The following is a 19,542-nucleotide window of genomic DNA, read 5'->3' as shown; positions in this document are numbered from 1 at the left end:
TTTAATCTTTAATCGGAGCGACGTTTATCAACGAATCAACCCCCATTTCGTACAGTGTAAAAGCCCACACATCTGCCTGCTCGTCAATGTATTTGCTCATTGGTTTTCCGGCACCGTGACCGGCATCGGTTTCAATGCGAATCAAGACCGGTTCATCGCCTGCATGGGCGGCTTGCAACCTGGAGGCAAACTTAAATGAGTGAGCCGGGACTACGCGGTCGTCATGATCGCCAGTTGTAACCATGGTAGCTGGATAACTGGTGCCATCTTTTAAATTGTGAAGCGGAGAATAAGCGTGTAGATATTCAAACTGGGTTTTGCTGCTGTCGGCAGATCCAAATTCGGGCACCCAGCCTTTTCCAACCGTAAACTTTTGATATCTAAGCATATCCATAACTCCAACCGCTGGTAGTGCAACTGCAAACAAATCGGGTCGTTGGGTCATGGCTGCACCTACCAGAAGTCCGCCGTTTGAACCACCTTTTATCGCTAATTTTTTAGAAGAAGTATATTTTTCTGCAATCAGATATTCTGCAGCTCCAATAAAATCATCAAATACATTTTGTTTTTTCTCTTTCATTCCCTGCTGATGCCATTCTTCTCCAAACTCGCCACCACCGCGAAGATTTACAAGTGCATAAACACCGCCATTTTCTAAAAAGACAATGTTTGAAGTATTGAAACTCGGGGTAAGGCTAATGTTGAATCCGCCGTAACCATAAAGCAGGGTAGGGTTGTTTTCATTCAGTTCCAGACCTTTTTTGTAAACCAAAAACATTGGGATTTTTGTTCCGTCTTTGCTGTCAAACCATACTTGTTTGCTTTCGAAATCGGATGGATTGAATTTTAAATCGGGTTGATTAAAAACTGTTGACTCTCCGCTTTCAACATCAAACTCAAAAATGGTAGTAGGATAAGTAAATGAAGTAAAGCTGTAAAATAGTGTTTTGTCATCGCGCTCGCCGCTAAATCCTCCGGCGCTTCCCGGTGCCGGAAATTCAATGTCGCGCACTTTTGTGCCATCGTATTTATACTGCGAAACTTGTGATTGGGCGTTTTTCAAATATTCGGCAAATAAGAAGCCACCGCCTGTACTCACGTTCACAAGTGTTTCTTCGGTTTCGGGAATTAAATCTTTCCATGCCGATTGGTCAAAATTTCCCGGTTTGAAAGTTACCAGGCGGTAGTTTGGTGCGCCAATATCTGTTGTAGCATAAAACTGCCCGTTGTAGAAATCTATAATATTGGTTTTGTTGTCAAAGCCACTACACACTTTAGTCAGTGGTCCATCGTTTTTCAGGTCTTTCACAAAGGTCTCAAAGCCATCTGTTCCGGCCGCGGCGTACATTATCAAATAGTCTTTATCTTCGGTAATGTTACAATAATGATACAAATTAGGCTTTGCTTCATTTTGATAAAAAAGCTTGTCTTCGCTTTGATCGGCTCCTAAATTGTGGTAGTAAATGCTATGGTTTTTATTGTCGGCAGAAAGTTCAGTTCCCGGCGCAGGTTCAGGGTAACGGCTGTAGTAAAAGCCATCTTTGTACCACGATGCCCCCGAGAATTTTACCCATTCCAGCTTGTCATCCATCGTTTTATTCGTTTCTATTTCTCTGATGTAGATATCAGACCAGTCAGAGCCGGCATTTGATTGGCTGTAAGCCATATACTTGTCATCTTTTGAAGCGCCAAGAAGTCCTATTGATACCGTGCCGTCTTTTGAAAGTGTATTAGGATCTATAAATATCCGGGGCTCACCATCTCTTCCTTTTTGATAATAAATAACTGCCTGGTTTTGAAGTCCGTCGTTTTTGTAAAAGAAAAAATACTCTCCTACTCTAAATGGAGACGAAATTCGCGGATAATCAAAAAGTTCAGTCAATCTATTTCTGATTTCTTCGCGGTAAGGAATTTTTGATAAATAGTCATTGGTAACTATATTTTGAGCTATAACCCAATTTTCAGTTTCTGCCGCAGTATCGTTTTCCAACCATCTGTATGGATCGCTCACCTCGGTTCCAAAGTAATTGTCAGTAACAGAATCTTTACGTGTTTCAGGATATGCTATTTTTTCGGTTTTTTCCATTTTTGATTCAGAAGTACAGGCCATGGCCAAAAGGCAGGCAGCAATAAGTAAATTGTTTTTCATAATGTAATAGGTTAAGATGGCTTTTTGCTATTTTGAAAACGCCAAAGATAGGTGATCAGCCCTACAAAAGGCGCGATTGCTAAAACTGAAACAAAAATGGTAAGAAAAGTTAATTTCCACCCGGGCGATGCTGTTAAAATTTGGATTGCCGAAAGCCCAAGAATTACGATTAAACCGATGGAGGCTAAAATCACCCATATTCGGCCTTTGGGTTTCTGATTCTTTAATGAGAAAAGGCCAATTGTAAAGAAAACAGAAACAAAGACTAAGACAGATCCTGCAATAAAAAAGTATTTTCCGGATATATCAGCTACATAACCAGACATAAAGATGCCAAGAATAATAAATGCTATGGCAATAAGTGACGTGGCGATAGCCGAAACGCCTATCAAAAAAGAGATTTTTGCAGAGATGGAGTGGGTATGGCTAATATTTTGGGAACCTTTGATTACAGTATGAAATATTTACAAAAGTAGATAACACTATAAATACCGTCATCCAAAACCGAAACTCAAATAATTACGTCTCGGGTGTTAACCTTTATTTTAAAAGGCTGATCCATCGCCGGCATCTAAAATCATCAGTGCTTCAGATAGCTCGCCAGTGGCTTTCACATCATTGGTTTTTTTGGCTAATTGGCGTCCGGCTTTGTAGACTTCAATCGCTTCATCTGTTTTTCCAACTTCTTCGAGCAATTTACCTAATTGATAGTAGGTGGCGAGATAATCAGGGTCCTGAGCAACTATTTTCTTAAAAATACGAATTGCATTTTTAGGCTTTTTAGCCTTTTTATGCTCCAGAGCTGCCGCATAGTTCAGAAAGGTGTCGTCAGGATTCTTTTCGAGCATTTCTGTAATCATTTCCATTCGGTTGATACTCATGGGTTACATTCTTAGGGGTTAATAAATCGCAGAGATCGTTCACGTATTAAAACCAAATTTACGGCTATTCATCGGCATCTCATAGCCGCTTTCCACAATAAGGTGTGAAGTTTTCAACGGTTTAATCCACCGTTTTATTTTTCTGCCTTCTCGTTTTGAGCTCTGATTTTATTAAATCGATAATTTTGTCTTGGTCGGCGGGTGTAAACCAGTTTATATCGTCAACTTTTCTCAGCCAGGTCATTTGACGCTTGGCGTAATGGCGGGTATTTCTTTTGATAAGTTCTACAGCACGCTTTAAATTATACTCGCCGTCAAAGTAGGCAAACAGCTCTTTGTAGCCTACAGTTTGCAAGGCCTGATTGTCTTTAAATGCTATTACATTCTTGGCTTCGGCTTCCAATCCGGCTTTCATCATTGCGTCCACACGTTTATCAATTGTCTTATAAAGTATGGGGCGGGGCTTTTCAAGACCAATAATCAAGGGCGAAAAATTCCTTCGTTTAGCACTGTCGCGCAAAAGATCTTTCATCTTAACCTTGCTAAGTTCTAATATTTCAATAGCCCTGATCAGCCTTACATGATTATGCTGGTCTATTTGGCTTAAATAAACCGGATCAACAGCTTTTAATCGGTTTTGTAGTGCTTCCAAGCCTTCACGCTCGTAAAAGTCTTCAATTTCGGTGCGCAGATTCGGGTTAGAAGGAAGGCTGTCTAAACCTTCCAATACGGCTTTGACATACAAACCAGATCCGCCTACCATAATCGGTATTTTTCCAGTTTCGAGAATCTGGTCAATCACTCTCACCGCATCATTTTCAAACTTTCCGGCAGTATAATCTTCAGAAATGCTGAGCATATCTATTAGATGGTGTGGTACTAAGGCCAATTCTTCCTTTGAAGGTTTTGCAGTTCCAATGGTTAACTCACGGTAAAATTGCCTGGAGTCGGCAGAAATTATTTCACAGTTGAATTTTTTGGCAATAGCCAGCGCCAGAGCTGTTTTTCCCACGGCAGTGGCGCCCAAAATAACAATGAGTAAAGGTTTTGTGGTGTCAGTCATATTCTAAGCGGGGATTTATTAATACTCAAAAGAATCGTCGTAATGCTCAAAACCACCATCGTCTTCGTCAAATCCGTAGTCTGAATCAATTATAGTATCGCCTTCTTCAAAGTCGGCCTCCATAGGCCCGGCTACTTTTGAGTTTTCGGCAGGTGCATTTCCTACCCAAAGCACAATCTCGGGATAGGTCACCTCATTTCTCCTTTCTACTTCGTTAATAAACTCAACGTAAAAAATCCACATGCGCATAAAGTCGTAGAGATACAGCATTTTATCGCCCGTGTCATGCATGAGTTCGTGAATTGGCGTATCAGACATTGCGCGAACCGGCTCCTGATCAGGGTCGTTCATCATATCTATTAGCGCAATCTCCTCTCCCTTGTCCCAATGTTCATTGCTTTTGTAAAAAGAAGCCATTTCCATTCCCGAAAACTTAAAAGCTTCTATTATGGTATTGTGCAAATCCAGAAAAGTAGATTTTTCTTCAATTTCGATATCGCGAAAAATATCCTGTGAACTATCTAATAAAACACGTATGTGGAAAATTCTCATTCTTGTATTAAAATGCAAAGCTACATAATAAGATTAGAAGTGAATTCTTCGTAAAAGGTTCAATCTGAAATTATCCATATTTAAAAGAGTGCAATTCGTAACGCCTAAATTTTACCTTTGTAAATCTTCAAATTTGAGAATGGCAGAAAAGAAAAGCAGCATTGTAGATGTTGATGATCTAATGATCGTTTGGAAATTTCTATCGAAGAATTGGCTTATCATTCTTCTTTTTCCAATCATTGCAGGGGTCGCAGCCTATTTGTACGTGCACCGAATGGCCGATGAATACGGGGCGAAAACCGAGATTCTTCTCGGCAGTGGTACCGGCTACGAATATCAATCGCAAATATACCGCAACCTTACGGGATACAGCGGGGGAGTAAATCAGATTACAAACCAAATTCGGGTTTTGCAATCGCACGACCTTATTTCCAAAACTCTTGATAAGCTCAATTTCCAAATTTCATATTATATAGTAGGGAGGGTCAAAACCACCGAAATAAAGCAAGTTGATGCTTTTAGCGTGGATGTGACGGTTATGGAATCGCTCGGAGAGCTGTTTGGGGTGCCGTTTGATGTAAAAATTCTCGATAAGAAATCATTCGTTCTATCGTTTGAACATGCAGGTCAAACCATACAGCGAACACATCCTTTTAATACGGCTATTGTTGAAAACGAATATTTGCTAAGACTAGACAGAAATACATTCTTGAGCGATGAAACTTTTACAAAACTGAAAGACAATAATTACCGATTTGTTGTTAACAGCAAAAATTATTTAATCAGCTCGTATAAGGCCGCACTTGAAATTGTGAATGAAGAGGGGACGAGTATTCTTGCTATCTCCGTAAAAGACAATTTGGCATCTAAAGCAAAAATGTTTTTAGATACACTTTCACATACGTATATCGATTATACCATTCAGTCGCAAGTGCATCTAAACGAAAATACGCTTAGCTATATTGATCGTCAGCTTATAGGAATAACTCATATTCTCGACTCGATAGAAACGAATCTCGAAGTTTATAAAAAAGAAAAGGATATTCTCGATTTATCGCGTGAGCAAACTGAATTTTTTCAAAAACTTCTCTCTTATGAAGGCGAAAAGCGACAGCAGAATTTAAAGCTCGAGACCCTCGAATCTCTTGAAGAATACTTGGTTACCAAAACAGATGAGCGATTATTGCCGCCTGCTCTTTATATTACCGATGATGAATTTCTAAAGTCATCGCTCACTGAGCTCTATAATATGGAAGTGCAGCGCACACAAGCTGCCTACGATGCAAAAGATGTGAGCCCCGGCTCTGAGCGCATCGCTAAAACCATTCAGCAGCTTCGCTCAAATATTATGGTTTACATCAAAAATTTGAGAAAAGCCATTGACGATAGAGTCAAAGACCTGAATAAGGAAATTTCGTATTACGAAAATCTCTTGCGAAAGCTTCCACAGTCGGAACGCGAGATTTTGAACATAGAGCGAAATCTGAGTGTAAACGAGAAAATGTATGTCTATTTGCTTGAGAAAAAAGCAAATACAATTATTGCACGTGCAGCAATTGTTCCAGAAGTTGGAATAATAGAAGTCGCCAGAAGCATTGGCGTTATCGGTCCGCAGAAAATGAAAATTGTCTATTATTTTCTGGCAGTCGGATTGTTGTTATCGCTGATTGTGGCATTTGTTAGGTCGCTCTTTTTTGACCGTATTCAAAATACACGCGAACTCAAACAAATTACAAATCTTCCCATTTTGGGCAGCGTTCCCAAATCAAACGAGGGCGGAGACGAAAGGTTGGTTGTGGCCAAGCATTCCAGATCTAATATTGCTGAATCTTTTAGGAGTATTCGTACCAATTTGCAATACTTCAGCGATCAGGAGGGCAGCCAAACAATTTTACTCACATCGCTGCATCCGGGAGAAGGAAAAACCTTTTGCAGCATCAATACTGCAGCGATTATTGCCAGCGCGGATAAAAAGGTGTTATTGCTCGATTTTGACATGCACAAGCCAAAAGTGCATCAATCGCTTGAACTGAATAACGACATTGGCCTCTCTTCTTTTATTGTTGGCAAAAGTACCCTCGAAGAGGTCATTCAGAAATCAGAACTGGCAAGTATTGATGTAATTACGGCCGGCCCTGTTCCACCAAATGCTTCTGAACTGGTACTGAGCCCTCGCGTTGATGAATTGTTGGCAAAACTCAAAGAAATCTACGATTACATCATTATAGATACGCCGCCTCTTATGCTCATTTCCGACTCTATGGTGCTTATGCGCGCCGTTGATATCGGAATGTTTGTAATGAATACCGAGAAAGCCACACGATCGGGAGTGCGACACCTCGAAGAAATTGTAGAGTCGAATAAGTTGATGCATACTGCCCTAATTCTCAATAATGTTAAGCTTCAAAAGTGGAGATATTATTACGGAAGGTACAGTTATAACTACGGTTATGGTTATGGATACGGGTATGGAAAGGGCTACGGTACATCTAATAAAACGAAGTAATGCGCACGCCGGATTCTTCTGCAAACCAAGATGAATCGTGGGATTTAATAATCGATGCCAAAAAATCATCGAACAGAAACCATTTTAAAGATTTTTTCAATAACCGCGATTTGCTTTCCCTGCTGGTTAAGCGCGACCTGGTTACAATTTATAAGCAAACCATTTTGGGCCCACTTTGGCTACTTATCCAACCTGTTTTAAAAGTAGCCATCTTTTATTTTGTTTTTGGAAAACTAGCCGGTATTTCTACCGATGGTGTTCCTGCTGTATTGTTTTACCTTACGGGATTGACCTTTTGGGAATTTTTTGCAACAATTCTAAAAAAATCAGCAGATGTATTTACCGCAAACCAACATATTTTTGGGAAGGTTTATTTTCCGCGAATGATAGCTGCTTTTGCCGCCGTGGTCTCATCTGCGGTTAAGCTGGCTATACAGTTTTCATTGTTTTTTATCGTCTGGATTTATTACCTTGTGCAGGGAGCAATAAGTCCAAATCTTTTTCTGATAGCTCTTCCTGTTTTCCTGCTGATTATTGCTTTACTCGGCTTAGGAGGTGGACTTATACTGTCTGCGCTTACAGTTAAATACCGCGATCTTCGCTTTGTCATTGACACTGGTCTTCAAGTGATTTTTTACCTTACACCGGTTATCTATCCGCTTAGCATTGCCCAAGGAAGTTTTTTTAATGCCTTGCTGTTCAATCCACTCGCTCCAATAATCGAAGCAGTTCGCTATTCGTTTCTGGGGCAGGGCGTTTTTGATAGTATGTTTTTGGCGTACAGTGCATTATTTGCCATTTTATTGTTTTGGATAGGACTGAAATTATTTGAAAAAACTGAGCGAAACTTTATTGATACAATTTAATGAGCAAGGTTCTTCAAATAGAAAATTTGGGTAAGTCGTATCAAATTGGTGAGTATGGCGGCATTGGTGTGCAAAACCAAAACGAGAATATTGATGCACTTCAAAATGTGAGTTTTGAAGTAAACCGTGGTGAGGTAGTTGGAATAATAGGAAAAAATGGAGCCGGTAAATCTACTTTGCTAAAGTTGCTTTCGCAGATCACCATGCCTACTGCTGGAATTATTCGAGCCAAAGGTAAAATTGCAAGCTTGCTGGAAGTGGGTACCGGAATGCATCCCGATTTAACCGGTCGGGAAAATGTCTTTCTCAATGGAGCAATTTTGGGAATGAGTAAAGCCGAAATAAAATCTAAGTTTGATGAAATAGTGCGTTTCTCGGGATGTGAAGCGTTTATTGATACGCCCATAAAGCGTTATTCTTCGGGAATGAAAGTGCGGCTGGGGTTTTCAGTTGCAGCCTTTTTAGATTCCGAAATTATTATAATAGATGAAGTTTTGGCAGTTGGCGATGCTGAATTTCAATCAAAAGCCATTCAAAAAATTTTAGAAATCACTGCAGATGGTGCTAAGACCATTCTCTTTGTAAGTCACAATATGGCTTCTGTAAAAAGTCTTTGCAACCGCTGTTTATTGCTTGAAAAAGGCAAGCTTATTTATGACGGTGATATAGATAAAGCCATTTCCAGGTACATGGGCTACGACACTCAAATGTCTGATAGAAATAAAGTGTGGATCACGGGATCTGCTCCCGGAAATGCCGATTATAAATTGCGGGCAGCCAGAATTGTTGCTAAAGGAAAAACCTTTGAAGAGCCACTTTCCACTTCAGATTCAATTGCAATAGAAGTAGAAATAGAATCAGTGCAAAAAGCAGAAAGGCTTGACATTACGTTTCAATTGATGAGCGAAGCCGGTGATTTTCTCGCAGCTACATCTACTTTTCAAATTTCGGATTCAGAACTCAAAGCAAATAAAGAAGGAAATATGACATTGTTTTCGTGTTTGATTCCTGCAAATATTTTTAACCAAAGTACTTATCGCATCAATTGTTTGCTATTAGAAAACAGGAAGACCGTGGTGCATCGCTTTGATGATTTATTTAAACTCGGATTTACCGCTGCCGGGCGCAATCCTGAATCGTGGATGGGACAAGCGAAAAGTCATTTTTTGCCACATTTAAACTGGAACATTACAGTAAAATAAAAGAATCTTGAAATGGGATATTTAGATAAGGATCAGCTGAATGCAATGGGATTTAAAAAGTTAGGAACCGACGTGAAAATTTCTGACAAAGCTTCTATTTACAATTCATCCCAAATCTCTATTGGTAGTCATGTACGCATTGACGATTTCGCCATTCTTTCGGCAGGGAATGATGGAATTATTCTTGGTGATTATGTTCATGTTGCTTGTTTTTGTGGGTTGATGGGAGCTGCGGAAATCAAAATGGATGATTTTTCAGGTTTGTCATCTCGTGTCTTTATCTATTCATCTTCAGATGATTATAGCGGTGCTACCCTTACTAACCCCACTGTTCCCGAAAAATATAAGAATGTGGCTTCTGCACCTGTGCATCTTCATAAGCACGTTATAGTAGGTACCTGTGCTACTATTTTGCCAGGCGTTTCGGTAGGAGTGGGTTCTGCAATTGGCGCTTACGCACTCGTAGGAATGGATATTCCAGAAAAAGTAATTGCTACCGGCCAACCATGTCGAGTGGTAAAAGAGCGAAAAGCTGATCTCTTTAAATTGGAAGAAGACCTGCGAAAATCTAACGACGCGGACTAACCACTTGCCGATTCCCACTTACAAATTACTCTTCTAATAATTATTTGCCTCTCGTTCTTGCGCGGTAGTAATTGCGTCTCAAACCAAAGATTACTCGTCTTCCCAAAGGTAAAAGCTTTACGTATTTTGCAAACAACCGTTTATCACCATTTCGATTAGTCCGTGCCAGTGACTCTTCAAATTTCGTAATTGCAGTTTGGTAAAATGAGCGGTAAGAAAGTGGCATTGTGCCAAAAAATTCCATCCGGGTAGCGTAGCGCAGCAAGTTTTTTTCCGTTCTGGTTTTCGAAGCATAAATCCCACTTTCGTGGATGCGGTACATCGAGAGTGTTTCGGGAATGTACGCTCCCCGACCCTTTGTAAGCGCCCACCCGATAATGAAAACATCCGGATTTTCAACCTGAAAAAAAGCTGAAGGAAATTTCGCAGGAAAAATTTCTCTTCGCACCACCATGCTGTGTATAGTGGGGCCGTGGCCATCGATAAAATCATGGAGCCCAAAGGAGTTTTTGAGCGGATTTAGAACCGATGCTTCAATCAGTTTACCGCTTTCTTCTACTTTGCCATAATTGGCATAAACCAATGTGGCCGACGAGTCATTCTTTAAAATTTCGATTTGCTTCGCCAGCTTTTTTGGGTCACACCAATAGTCATCTCCTTCGCAAAATGCGATGTACTCACCGCGACATTTCGCGAAAGCTGACTCAAAATTTCGGGCTGCACCCAGGTTTTTTTCGGTTTCGTGCGAATGTAGCAGGCTAACAATCTGACTTATTTTGTTGATCTTAGCAGAAGTGCTATCTGTTGAAGAATCATCACTCACGATTATTTCAAAATCAAAATCAGATTCCTGATCTAAAATTGAACTGAGGCATTGCTCAATAAATGCCGCATGATTATAAGTGAGTACGATTACCGATACAAGCGGATTAGCCATGGAACTTTTTAATTTCATTTAAAATTTTGTCCTGTTCGAGTTGGCTAAGATCGTGGTATAATGGTAGGCAAATTATCCTTGCAGAAATATCTTCTGCAACAGGACATGAAGATTGATTCAGAAACTTAAGCGTATTCAAAGCAGGGTTGAAATACCTTCTTAGTTCTATTCCTGCTTCATTTGCCAGGGCAATCAGATCTTCAGATTTTTGTTTCGACCTGCAAATTAACGGAAAATAAGAGCCGTTTGTTTCGCCTTCATTTTTTATTTGAATCAATTCGAAATTGCTGTCTATTAGATTTTTAAAATAATACGCAGATTGTTTTTTTCTCTTCTCCAACAGCATTTCTGCATCTTCCAGAATAGCGAGACCCATTGCGGCGTGAAACTCGCTGTTTTTTCCATTTATTCCAATTTCTTCAAAATTATTCAAGCCGTTGTGGCCAAAATTCCGCATCAGGTCAATTTTCGTTTTCTGGGCTGCATTTTGAGATACAACTACTCCGCCATTTACTGTGTGAAAAATCTTTGTGGCGTGCGTGCTTAGCGCCGCCATATCGCCGTAATTTAAGAGAGATTTGCCAATGTATTTACTCCCAAAACAATGTGCTCCGTCATAAAAAACAGGAATGTTAAATTCTTTGCCGATAGACTCTAAATCTTCAATTTCGCAGGCATTTCCGTAAATATGAGTTGCGAGAATGGCACGAGTATCCGAAGTGATTTTCTCGCGTACCTTCTGCGGATCAATGGTCAGTTTTCCGGGCAAGATATCAGCAAAAACAGGTGTGTGTCCTTGCCAGGAAATTGCATTTGCAGTAGCTACATAAGAAAATGGGGAGGTGATGACTTCACCATTTTCAGGTAGCGTTTTTAGCATAAGCTCCAAGGCCATGGTGCCGCTACTTACAAAAGAAACATGTTCTAAATCAAGATGGTCTGATAACTTTTTTTCAAATTCTCGTACCAGCGGGCCATGATTTGTAATCCAGTTGCGCTCCCAGATTCCATTCAGAAGGGCATCGTATTTTTCCCTTTCGGGCAAATATGGTTTTGTAGCCGGAATCATTTTTTCGCTTCAGATGTTTTGTTTAGCCAGGGCATTGTGTTTAAATTCGATTTGATACCTAAAAAATCGTTCAGGTGCTGTACCGCATCACGTTTACCGATATCAATGATAAGCAAATTCTGCTTTCCTTTAAAAAGCTGATTTACGTTGTGGATGTGATCTTCGTAAGCTTTGATTAAAGTGACTTTTTGATATGGTTCCTTTTCGGGAGAATCATAGAGCGCCCGATTGGCATCCCATGCAAAGCCTTTGTAGCGGTATAGCGCCCGGTTTAAATCTGCTTTAGTCGGTAAGTTTCCTGCTTTGCCAAACTTGATTTTATGAAATTCAGTAATTGATTTATACCAGACTTCAGCGCTTTCGCGAATGGTAAGAATGTACTTGGCATCCGGGAATTTTTTAAGTAAAACTTCCGCTGTTTTAGGCGCACTAAACGGTAAATCTTGAAAAAATTCTGCCGAGTTGCAAAATGAAACTATCTCGTCCCATCGCTTATCGGTGTAAGCATTAATAAGCAATTCTCCTTCAGCCTGATCTCCGCATTTAAAACCATTTTCTCGCATAAATTGCTCCAGAGAAGTAGTTCCTGTTTTATTAAGACCAATGCAAAAAACTTTCTGATTAAAAGCTTTATTTTGGGGAGTTGTCAATGCGTTTATCTTTGTTGCCAAATTCTGCTCAAATATCTTGAAAGTTTCTGTAATAATCCCAGTTTATAACGCTTCTGCATTTATTGCTGCGGCTTTGCAATCTGTATTAATCCAGAAGGAAGTGGTGGAATGTATTGTCGTTGACGACGGTTGTACCGACAAATCGCTCCATATTATCGAAGAATTTGCCTCACAGGACAAGCGTATTATTGTGTTGCACCATCCCAAACGTGCAAATCTCGGTCCCGGGCCGGCGCGAAATCTTGGGTTGAAAACAGCGACTCAAGAGTATGTCGCCTTTTTAGATGCAGATGATTACTGGAAAGAGAATCGATTTGCGGAAACGCAGAGGCTATTCTCAAAACATGCAGATGCCGATGGTGTGTATGAGGCGAGGGCAACGGAAGACTGGAATGGAGAAATAGACAATTCCGGTCTGACCATGATCCGAACTAATCCTATACCGGATAAAGTTTTTTTTAGCTATAGTCCTTTTGGGAATGACGGATTTTTTGCCTTGATAGGTTTAACGGTAAAGCGAAAAGTCATTGATGAAATAGGGTATTTCTCAAACACGCTTTGGCTTACGCAAGATACAGAGTGGATGACGAAGCTCTCCTTAAAATGCAAGTTATTCGGCGGAATTATACATCAACCCGTAGCGATAAGACGGTTTCACCGCGACAATAGCAGTAGAGATATTGAACGTCTCAAAAGGTCGAGGGTAAATTTATGTATTGCCTTGTTGCACTGGGCTGTGAGAGAAAATAGGGGTGAGGATGTGAAAGAGATACTCACCAAAGTTTTACTTAAATACCATTATGAACTCAATAACTTGAGCGATAAAGATATGCTTACAAAAAAGCGTTCGGATATTTCTCTTTTAATAAAACTTTGGCGAATAGACCCTGCACTACTAAAAGATCCCAGAGTAAAGTACTTCAGAAACTTGATTTTCCACTTAACTGTTAAACAGAGTTTTGATTTTTATGAATAGCTTTGCAACCTCATAAAAAATGCTATCTGGATTTGAATCCAAAACTTACTGTTATTACTCCCAATTATAATAAAGGCGATGCCGTAATTCAATGCGTACAGTCGGTTTTGAATCAGTCATTTGAGGATTGGGAATTTATTTTTATAGATGATGGATCTACAGACGGCAGTTTTGAAAAAGCAATTGAATCGGCTGATGGCGACGAGCGGTGTTTGTTTCTAAAAAATACAACAGGAATAAAAGGTGGCAATGCATCACGTAATCTGGGAATTGAACAGTCAAAATCAGAGCTGATCATTTTTCTCGACAGTGATGATTTGATGATGGAAAACTGTTTGATGGATCGTAACCGCGATTTTGAAGCCAATCCGGATTTAGATTTTATCGTTTATCCAATGGGTATTTTTAATGATACAATTGGTGATTCTGATTTTATTTCAAATATCCCTACATCAACACCAGATTTACATCGTTTTCTTGATCGCGATGTGGTTTGGCTTATTTCAGGCCCCATCTGGAGGAAGTCAACCCTAGAGTCATTGGGGTGTTTTGATTTGAGCTTGCATAGCCAGCAAGATTATGATTTGCATGTAAGAGCTTTAATAGTAGGCTTTAAGTATCGATATATACACAAGAGCCCTGATATTTTTTATCGGCAAAACACTGAAAGTTTGCCGCGAAAATCTTCCCAATCGGTAGACCATTTTCGCCAGCGATTTCAAATGATACTGCGACACGCTGATCTATTAGCCGGTGCCGAAAAACTTGGTAAAAAAGAACGTTTGTTGCTCGCCAGATATATTTTAGACATTGCACAAATGATGCGCTGGCATACTAAAACACTTGGTAAAAATGCTTTGAAGGAAGCCTTGGAAATGTGGAAGCAGACCTATGACCTGGGTTTGGTTGATAAAAACAAATACGGTGTCGGTTATAGCTATTTGCGGTTTAAGCATAATATGATGTACAATCGTCTGGGTTTTCTTCAACGATATTTAGAAAAGAGCTTTCGTAAAAATTTGGGAGATTATATTTTTTCTCCTGTTAACTTCTCCTGCAGGGTTAAGCTTAGCGATTATGCAAGAAACTAGGCCGCACATTCTTTTTATATCCTCCTGGTTTCCCACCAGTGAATCCTCTGCAGGCACTTTCGTAGAATTACAAATGCTTGCCCTTCAATCAAGGGGATATAAATGTGCAATTTTGCTTTCGAGCGAAGTAACCTTTGGCAACTTTGCAGCCAGACTTTTCAATAAATCCAAGTTCTTGAAATTCAGAAAAAGACTGGATATCAACCATATAGATAACTTTACCATTCATAAGTTACCGCTTAGAATGTACTCTTTTCCTGAAAAACAGCGAAAGATTAATTTATTGCGCAATGCTCAGAAGGCTATTGAAAATTACATTAAAAAGCATGCTAAGCCCGATCTTATTTTTCACCATGGGGTTTTTGATTATTGCTATTTAACCAATTACATTCGCAGCGTTTTTGAACTGCCTGTGTGGTATATGGAACATTCTTCTTTCCTTTCGAAAAACGCCTTTCCTTGTGCAAATTCTTTTGATTCTATGGCAACTCAAAAAGAGTTTGTAAGGAATGCAGATCGCAGATTTGCAGTTACAGATGCCTATGTGGACAAAATGGCACACCTTTTTGAACTCCCTTTTGAATATTGTCCAAATGTAATTACTGACGATTTTTTTATTGATCCTTCAGCCATTCAGAAACCTGAAAATACTTTTCAATTCATAAATGTAGCGCTACTCAATAAAAACAAGAATCAAAAGCTTATTCTGGATGCTTTCGCCAAAAAATTTAAAGGCCAGACTAAGTTTAAACTCCTAATAGCCGGTGATGGTGCACTATTTGAATCCTTAAAAAAGCAAGCAAAAGATTTAGGTATTTCAAATCAATGTCAAATTCTCGGATTTCAATCACGAAAACGAATACTCGAACTTTTAGATGAATCGCACTGCTTTGTCTTAAGTTCACATGCCGAAACTTTTGGCGTAGTAATCATAGAAGCAATGGCTCGCGGCCTCCCCGCAATTTCTTCGCGAATAGACGGCCCGACAGAAATCATCAATAACCAGAACGGAACCTTTTTTGTTCCGGATAACGCCGACGATCTAGCCGAAAAAATGCTTAATATGGTTGAGAACTACAATACGTTCAATCCCGAATTAATAATTGATTCTGTAAAAGAGCGGTTCGGCCCCGATGCAGTAAAAAATGCCCTTTTCCCAAATGCCTAAAGAAATTGTATCGCTTAGCCCGAGAGAAGAATTTCTGATTTCGACAGATGGCGCATCTACTGTAGCCTATGGTATGCAAGGATTAAACTGGAAGGGGAAACTCCATTACCGATTAATAATATGGCAGTCTTACAGAAAGATTAAGAGCTTTTATAAAAATGCTTTACAGCAAAAGGAATGCTATTACGGCCCGTTTAAAGGTGAGTTTGGTCATTTTTTACTCCATAACTTACCGTTTTTAGTTCATTTGCATAAAAAAGGCGTTAAGATTCACTATTGTGGAATGGAGCTTCATAAGCCATTTCTTATTGATGAAAATGGTGATTCCATAATTTATAAATGGTATCCTTTACCCGATTTTTTTGCAGAATCAGCACCCAATGCCAACGCCACCATTCTTCCTGAACGATTCAGGGGAATTGTTGAAGGTTTTAAAGCCGTGGCAAGAGCAGAAGGGAAGCCCATTCTGGACATCTCGCAAAACAATATGTATTGGTATGTTTTTCGAAATTGGCAACTCGAAGGGAAGCAGAGTATTTATGATCTTTCAAAAGTGTATGGAAAATCTAAAGAGAATATATGCGTAATTTTTCCTCGAAAAAAAGGAGGCAAAGTTACTCCTAACAATGGTGAGTCATGGGATTACGAAGAAATTGCACGCCGTGTATCTCCCTATTTTGATAAGGTTTTGCTGGTGGGCCATCCATCTTTTAGCGCAGTTGTAAATTCAGGAGGAAATATTGAACTCAAGGTATCTTCAGATAATGCCGATACGCTGAAATATTGTGCGAATGCCAGATTAATCATTACACAGCATTCCGGTGCAGTTCATCTGGGTGCCTACGTTAAAACACCCGTTTTAATCATTTTCAAAGGGTCGCCCCCAGTTAAAGGATTAATGGATACGGTGCGCTTTCGCAAAAATCTAACCTCACAATCATTAAACTATGCTTTAAATATGCAGGAAATTGAGAACTTTGCTGCTTCGGGAAATTTATAACCAGTAGAGCATAAATTTTTAATTTATTTATCCCGAAGTTATTTATTTCGCGGAAAGCAATAAAATATAATCTCCAGATAATGAGGTTTGTAATTCAGTGATACAAGGAATGACCAATATTAAAAGTGAAATAGAAAGTTTTATTCATCAAGTTAAAGACATGAAAGTCTGTGTAATTGGCGAAACAATTATAGATGAATTTATTGAAGTTGAATACGAAGGTCAGAGCATGAAATCGTTTTGTCCGGTATTTCGGTACACGAATGCGGACGGAGGAAAAGAGCAGCAGCTTGGCGGTGCCGCGGCAATTGCTAAGCACCTTGAAGATTTTGTCGAAAAGGTCGATCTTGTTACCAATAAGAAGGGTGAGATTGTAAAAACGAGGCTGATAGACAAAGACGACAAAAAGAAACACGTTGAGATTAATAAATTTGACAGCAGGAATTTTGGAGAGGTTGAGATAGATTCTGCAGGCTATGATGTGGTTATCGTTGCCGATTTTGGCCATGGTTTTTGCGATAAACTAAAAGTTAACGGAAAGTTTCATTTTATGACACAGACCAATAGCAACAATTTTGGTTATAACCGAATGAGTAAGTGGAAAGATTGGGAAAAGAAGAGTGCCTGCATGGATTTGCGCGAAGCGAGTCTGCAAGTAAATTCAAAAACCGATTTTAGTGAGCGCACGGCTATTGCTAATTTGTATAATTATGAGCTCCAGGCCGATAAGCTTTTCTTAACTTTGGGAGCAAGAGGGTCAGTCTATTTCGATGGAAAAAATTATGTACATCAGCGGGTTTTTAAAGGGCCTGTAATGGATACCATCGGTGCCGGCGATACTTTTTATGCTTTTGCAGCCCTTGGAGCAGAATTAAACTATAAGGAAATTGACAATGTAATGCTTGTTCCTTCACTGGCCGCCAGCTTGTCGTGTACCTGGCTGTGCAATCAGGAGGAAGTAACTAAAGAAAAATTGAAAGCGCATGCAGATAGATTTGTATAATAAGGCTTTCGCCGAATATTTTGCCTCTGAAAGTATCCGAAATGGAATTTCAGAAGCCGTCCATATGATAAAACCTGCAAAACGAGTGATTTTTATCGGGAATGGAGGCAGCAATGCGATATGTAGCCATATGATGGAAGATTATATGAAAATAGCTTCCAAGCAAACCCTTAGTTTTACCGATGCTGCCTTAATTACTTGTTTTGCAAATGATTATGGATACGAGAGTGCCATGGCTGAGTGGGTTAACTTCTCTTTCCAACCGGGCGATATTCTTGTCGCAATTAGCTCATCAGGCGAATCGGCAAGTATTCTCAACGCAGTAAATAAACACCGCAATAATGGTGGAAAGGTTGTGACCCTAAGTGGTTTTGAATCAGAAAACTCGCTCTCAAAACTTGGCGACATCAATTTTAACACACCCGGCAGAAATTACGGTATAGTAGAATGTTTTCATCAAGTAATTCTTCACGCAATACTCGACGAACTGGTATGAAAATTAAAAACGTATTAATAACCGGTGTAGCGGGATTTATTGGAAGCAACCTGCTCGATTTTCTGCTTGAAACAACAGATTGGCAAATCACAGGAATTGACGATTTAAGTACCGGAAACAAAAAGAATATTGAGCTCCAGCTCGGCCACAATCAATTTGAATTTGTGGAAGACACGCTTTTTAATTTAAAATCACTCAAAAAATACGAGTGTGTTTTTCACTTGGCGGCGCTTCCGCGAATACAGCCGAGCTTTGAGTTGATTAACGAGCATATTCATGCCAATCTCATGAGCAGCATGCACCTCATTGAGATTATGATTGCCGAAAATCATTTTCCGAGAATTGTAAATAGCTCGTCGAGCGCCATATACGGCACACCAAAAATAATTCCAACACCCGAAAATGAGCGTATTGAATGTCTTAGCCCTTATGCATTCCAAAAATACGAAGTAGAAAAATATTTTGAGATGCTCGCTACGCGCTATCCGCTTGATTTTGTGCATTTGCGGTATTTTAATCCTTATGGCCCGCGTAGCTTTAATCCTGATAATAAGTTTAATGCTTATAGCAGCGTTATCGGAATTTTTCTGGATCGGGCAAAAAACAACCAGCCGCTATTAATCACTGGAGACGGATCTCAAAAGCGCGATTTTATTCATGTAAGAGATTTGGCGAGAGCGAATTATATGGCTGCAATTCATGCAGAAAAGTTGAATACCGCATTTAATATTGGTCACTCAAATACCATGTCGGTGCTTGATCTGGCAAAACTTATTTCTGACAAATGCGAGTTTATTCCCAAAAGGGATGGCGAAGCAGAAATTACCTTTGCCGATGTTACAAAAGCGAAAAGCATATTAGGCTGGACTCCAAAGCACGATCTTGAGACTTTTATAAAAGAAAGTATAAAATGATACGTGGATTTGCTTGTGGCGTCTTTGACTTTTATCATCCCGGGCATGTGCTTATGCTACAAGAGTGCGCTGCAAATTGCGACCATTTGACCGTAGCGATTAACACGGCTGATAATTTCGATGAGAAAATTAATCCCGGAAAACGGAAACCGGTTTTTTCAGCTGAAGAACGAAAAATGATTATCTCGTCAATTAAATATGTTGATGAAGTGAAATTTTACACCAGTGAAGACGAGCTTACTGATTTGATGAAAAAGGGAAGTTTCGATATTCGCTTTCTCGGCGACGATTACCGCGGTAAGCCAATAACAGCTGGAGAAGCTATCCCAAAAATTCACTATCTCGACAGAAGCCACGGGTATAGTACCACCGCGATATTAACCAAAGTGGCGGAAAGACTTAAAAACATCTGA

20 protein-coding genes are annotated in these 19,542 nt (G+C 39.7%); 12 read left to right on the top strand and 8 right to left on the bottom strand.

Features of this window, described 5'->3' with window-relative positions; all coding sequences use genetic code 11:
* Position 1: 1 nt before the first annotated feature.
* The 5 genes from G3O08_RS11230 to G3O08_RS11210 all read right to left on the bottom strand — a co-directional run bounded on the left by G3O08_RS11230 (position 2) and on the right by G3O08_RS11210 (position 4,645).
* Positions 2-2,149, bottom strand: coding sequence for a prolyl oligopeptidase family serine peptidase (locus tag G3O08_RS11230; RefSeq protein WP_163285468.1), 2,148 nt, complete (start codon positions 2,147-2,149; stop codon positions 2-4).
* An 11-nt stretch (positions 2,150-2,160) separates the two neighbouring features.
* Positions 2,161-2,541 carry a hypothetical protein gene (locus G3O08_RS11225; protein ID WP_163285467.1) on the bottom strand — a complete coding sequence of 127 codons (381 nt, stop codon included), beginning with the start codon at positions 2,539-2,541 and terminating at the stop codon, positions 2,161-2,163.
* Between the two features lie 153 nt (positions 2,542-2,694).
* Entirely contained in the window at positions 2,695-3,030 is a 336-nt protein-coding gene (locus G3O08_RS11220; protein ID WP_163285466.1) for a tetratricopeptide repeat protein, read from the bottom strand.
* A gap of 121 nt (positions 3,031-3,151) precedes the next feature.
* Entirely contained in the window at positions 3,152-4,093 is a 942-nt protein-coding gene (gene miaA / locus G3O08_RS11215; protein WP_163285465.1) for a tRNA (adenosine(37)-N6)-dimethylallyltransferase MiaA, read from the bottom strand.
* Between the two features lie 18 nt (positions 4,094-4,111).
* Positions 4,112-4,645, bottom strand: coding sequence for an IS1096 element passenger TnpR family protein (locus G3O08_RS11210; protein ID WP_163285464.1), 534 nt, complete (start codon positions 4,643-4,645; stop codon positions 4,112-4,114).
* A 139-nt stretch (positions 4,646-4,784) separates the two neighbouring features.
* Between G3O08_RS11210 and G3O08_RS11205 the strand changes: the two genes are divergently transcribed.
* Genes G3O08_RS11205 through G3O08_RS11190 form a run of 4 tightly spaced genes read left to right on the top strand, consistent with a single transcriptional unit; the run spans position 4,785 to position 9,804 of the window.
* Complete coding sequence (locus G3O08_RS11205) at positions 4,785-7,151, top strand: polysaccharide biosynthesis tyrosine autokinase (protein ID WP_163285463.1); 2,367 nt, start codon at positions 4,785-4,787, stop codon at positions 7,149-7,151.
* Complete coding sequence (locus tag G3O08_RS11200) at positions 7,151-8,017, top strand: ABC transporter permease (RefSeq protein ID WP_163285462.1); 867 nt, start codon at positions 7,151-7,153, stop codon at positions 8,015-8,017. The genes G3O08_RS11205 and G3O08_RS11200 overlap by 1 nt, the downstream gene beginning before the upstream one ends.
* On the top strand, positions 8,017-9,219 hold the full coding sequence (locus G3O08_RS11195; protein WP_163285461.1) for an ABC transporter ATP-binding protein: 1,203 nt from the start codon (positions 8,017-8,019) through the stop codon (positions 9,217-9,219). The genes G3O08_RS11200 and G3O08_RS11195 overlap by 1 nt, the downstream gene beginning before the upstream one ends.
* A gap of 12 nt (positions 9,220-9,231) precedes the next feature.
* Complete coding sequence (locus G3O08_RS11190) at positions 9,232-9,804, top strand: acyltransferase (RefSeq protein ID WP_163285460.1); 573 nt, start codon at positions 9,232-9,234, stop codon at positions 9,802-9,804.
* A gap of 40 nt (positions 9,805-9,844) precedes the next feature.
* Here G3O08_RS11190 and G3O08_RS11185 read toward each other — a convergent pair whose 3' ends face one another.
* The 3 genes from G3O08_RS11185 to G3O08_RS11175 are packed head-to-tail and all read right to left on the bottom strand — an operon-like array spanning position 9,845 to position 12,481.
* Positions 9,845-10,759 carry a glycosyltransferase gene (locus tag G3O08_RS11185; RefSeq protein ID WP_163285459.1) on the bottom strand — a complete coding sequence of 305 codons (915 nt, stop codon included), beginning with the start codon at positions 10,757-10,759 and terminating at the stop codon, positions 9,845-9,847.
* Positions 10,734-11,810 carry a DegT/DnrJ/EryC1/StrS family aminotransferase gene (locus G3O08_RS11180; protein WP_163285458.1) on the bottom strand — a complete coding sequence of 359 codons (1,077 nt, stop codon included), beginning with the start codon at positions 11,808-11,810 and terminating at the stop codon, positions 10,734-10,736. The genes G3O08_RS11185 and G3O08_RS11180 overlap by 26 nt, the downstream gene beginning before the upstream one ends.
* Positions 11,807-12,481, bottom strand: coding sequence for a sulfotransferase (locus tag G3O08_RS11175; RefSeq protein WP_163285457.1), 675 nt, complete (start codon positions 12,479-12,481; stop codon positions 11,807-11,809). The genes G3O08_RS11180 and G3O08_RS11175 overlap by 4 nt, the downstream gene beginning before the upstream one ends.
* Before the next feature lie 16 nt (positions 12,482-12,497).
* Here G3O08_RS11175 and G3O08_RS11170 point away from each other — a divergent pair, with 16 nt between their 5' ends.
* The 8 genes from G3O08_RS11170 (at position 12,498) to G3O08_RS11135 (ending at position 19,542) form a co-directional block, all read left to right on the top strand.
* The gene (locus G3O08_RS11170) at positions 12,498-13,457 is read left to right on the top strand and encodes a glycosyltransferase family 2 protein (protein ID WP_163285456.1); all 960 of its coding nucleotides are present in this window, start codon (positions 12,498-12,500) and stop codon (positions 13,455-13,457) included.
* Between the two features lie 32 nt (positions 13,458-13,489).
* The gene (locus G3O08_RS11165; protein WP_163285455.1) at positions 13,490-14,548 is read left to right on the top strand and encodes a glycosyltransferase family 2 protein; all 1,059 of its coding nucleotides are present in this window, start codon (positions 13,490-13,492) and stop codon (positions 14,546-14,548) included.
* A gap of 175 nt (positions 14,549-14,723) precedes the next feature.
* Entirely contained in the window at positions 14,724-15,716 is a 993-nt protein-coding gene (locus G3O08_RS11160; protein ID WP_163285454.1) for a glycosyltransferase, read from the top strand.
* A complete protein-coding gene (locus G3O08_RS11155; RefSeq protein WP_163285453.1) occupies positions 15,709-16,716 on the top strand; it encodes a glycosyltransferase family protein in 1,008 nt (335 codons plus the stop codon). Before G3O08_RS11160 ends, G3O08_RS11155 begins: the two co-directional genes overlap by 8 nt.
* Before the next feature lie 109 nt (positions 16,717-16,825).
* Positions 16,826-17,719 (top strand): PfkB family carbohydrate kinase, encoded by an 894-nt coding sequence (locus tag G3O08_RS11150; RefSeq protein WP_163285452.1) that lies wholly within the window; start codon positions 16,826-16,828, stop codon positions 17,717-17,719.
* Positions 17,700-18,215 (top strand): SIS domain-containing protein, encoded by a 516-nt coding sequence (locus tag G3O08_RS11145; RefSeq protein WP_163285451.1) that lies wholly within the window; start codon positions 17,700-17,702, stop codon positions 18,213-18,215. Before G3O08_RS11150 ends, G3O08_RS11145 begins: the two co-directional genes overlap by 20 nt.
* Positions 18,212-19,129 (top strand): NAD-dependent epimerase/dehydratase family protein, encoded by a 918-nt coding sequence (locus G3O08_RS11140; protein WP_163285450.1) that lies wholly within the window; start codon positions 18,212-18,214, stop codon positions 19,127-19,129. Before G3O08_RS11145 ends, G3O08_RS11140 begins: the two co-directional genes overlap by 4 nt.
* On the top strand, positions 19,126-19,542 hold the full coding sequence (locus tag G3O08_RS11135) for an adenylyltransferase/cytidyltransferase family protein (protein ID WP_163285449.1): 417 nt from the start codon (positions 19,126-19,128) through the stop codon (positions 19,540-19,542). The genes G3O08_RS11140 and G3O08_RS11135 overlap by 4 nt, the downstream gene beginning before the upstream one ends.

The sequence above is a fragment of the Cryomorpha ignava genome (assembly GCF_010686655.1).
GTDB lineage: Bacteria > Bacteroidota > Bacteroidia > Flavobacteriales_D > Cryomorphaceae > Cryomorpha > Cryomorpha ignava.
This window is presented reverse-complemented; position numbering and strand designations above follow the sequence as displayed.

Bases quoted from the DNA above. Each gene is read 5' to 3' on its own strand.
- G3O08_RS11230 (WP_163285468.1), bottom strand. From the start codon at position 2,149: ATGAAAAACAATTTACTTATTGCTGCCTGCCTTTTGGCCATGGCCTGT.
- G3O08_RS11220 (WP_163285466.1), bottom strand. From the start codon at position 3,030: ATGAGTATCAACCGAATGGAAATGATTACAGAAATGCTCGAAAAGAAT.
- miaA (WP_163285465.1), bottom strand. From the start codon at position 4,093: ATGACTGACACCACAAAACCTTTACTCATTGTTATTTTGGGCGCCACT.
- G3O08_RS11210 (WP_163285464.1), bottom strand. From the start codon at position 4,645: ATGAGAATTTTCCACATACGTGTTTTATTAGATAGTTCACAGGATATT.
- G3O08_RS11205 (WP_163285463.1), top strand. From the start codon at position 4,785: ATGGCAGAAAAGAAAAGCAGCATTGTAGATGTTGATGATCTAATGATC.
- G3O08_RS11200 (WP_163285462.1), top strand. From the start codon at position 7,151: ATGCGCACGCCGGATTCTTCTGCAAACCAAGATGAATCGTGGGATTTA.
- G3O08_RS11195 (WP_163285461.1), top strand. From the start codon at position 8,017: ATGAGCAAGGTTCTTCAAATAGAAAATTTGGGTAAGTCGTATCAAATT.
- G3O08_RS11190 (WP_163285460.1), top strand. From the start codon at position 9,232: ATGGGATATTTAGATAAGGATCAGCTGAATGCAATGGGATTTAAAAAG.
- G3O08_RS11185 (WP_163285459.1), bottom strand. From the start codon at position 10,759: ATGAAATTAAAAAGTTCCATGGCTAATCCGCTTGTATCGGTAATCGTA.
- G3O08_RS11180 (WP_163285458.1), bottom strand. From the start codon at position 11,810: ATGATTCCGGCTACAAAACCATATTTGCCCGAAAGGGAAAAATACGAT.
- G3O08_RS11155 (WP_163285453.1), top strand. From the start codon at position 15,709: ATGCCTAAAGAAATTGTATCGCTTAGCCCGAGAGAAGAATTTCTGATT.
- G3O08_RS11150 (WP_163285452.1), top strand. From the start codon at position 16,826: ATGACCAATATTAAAAGTGAAATAGAAAGTTTTATTCATCAAGTTAAA.
- G3O08_RS11145 (WP_163285451.1), top strand. From the start codon at position 17,700: ATGCAGATAGATTTGTATAATAAGGCTTTCGCCGAATATTTTGCCTCT.
- G3O08_RS11140 (WP_163285450.1), top strand. From the start codon at position 18,212: ATGAAAATTAAAAACGTATTAATAACCGGTGTAGCGGGATTTATTGGA.
- G3O08_RS11135 (WP_163285449.1), top strand. From the start codon at position 19,126: ATGATACGTGGATTTGCTTGTGGCGTCTTTGACTTTTATCATCCCGGG.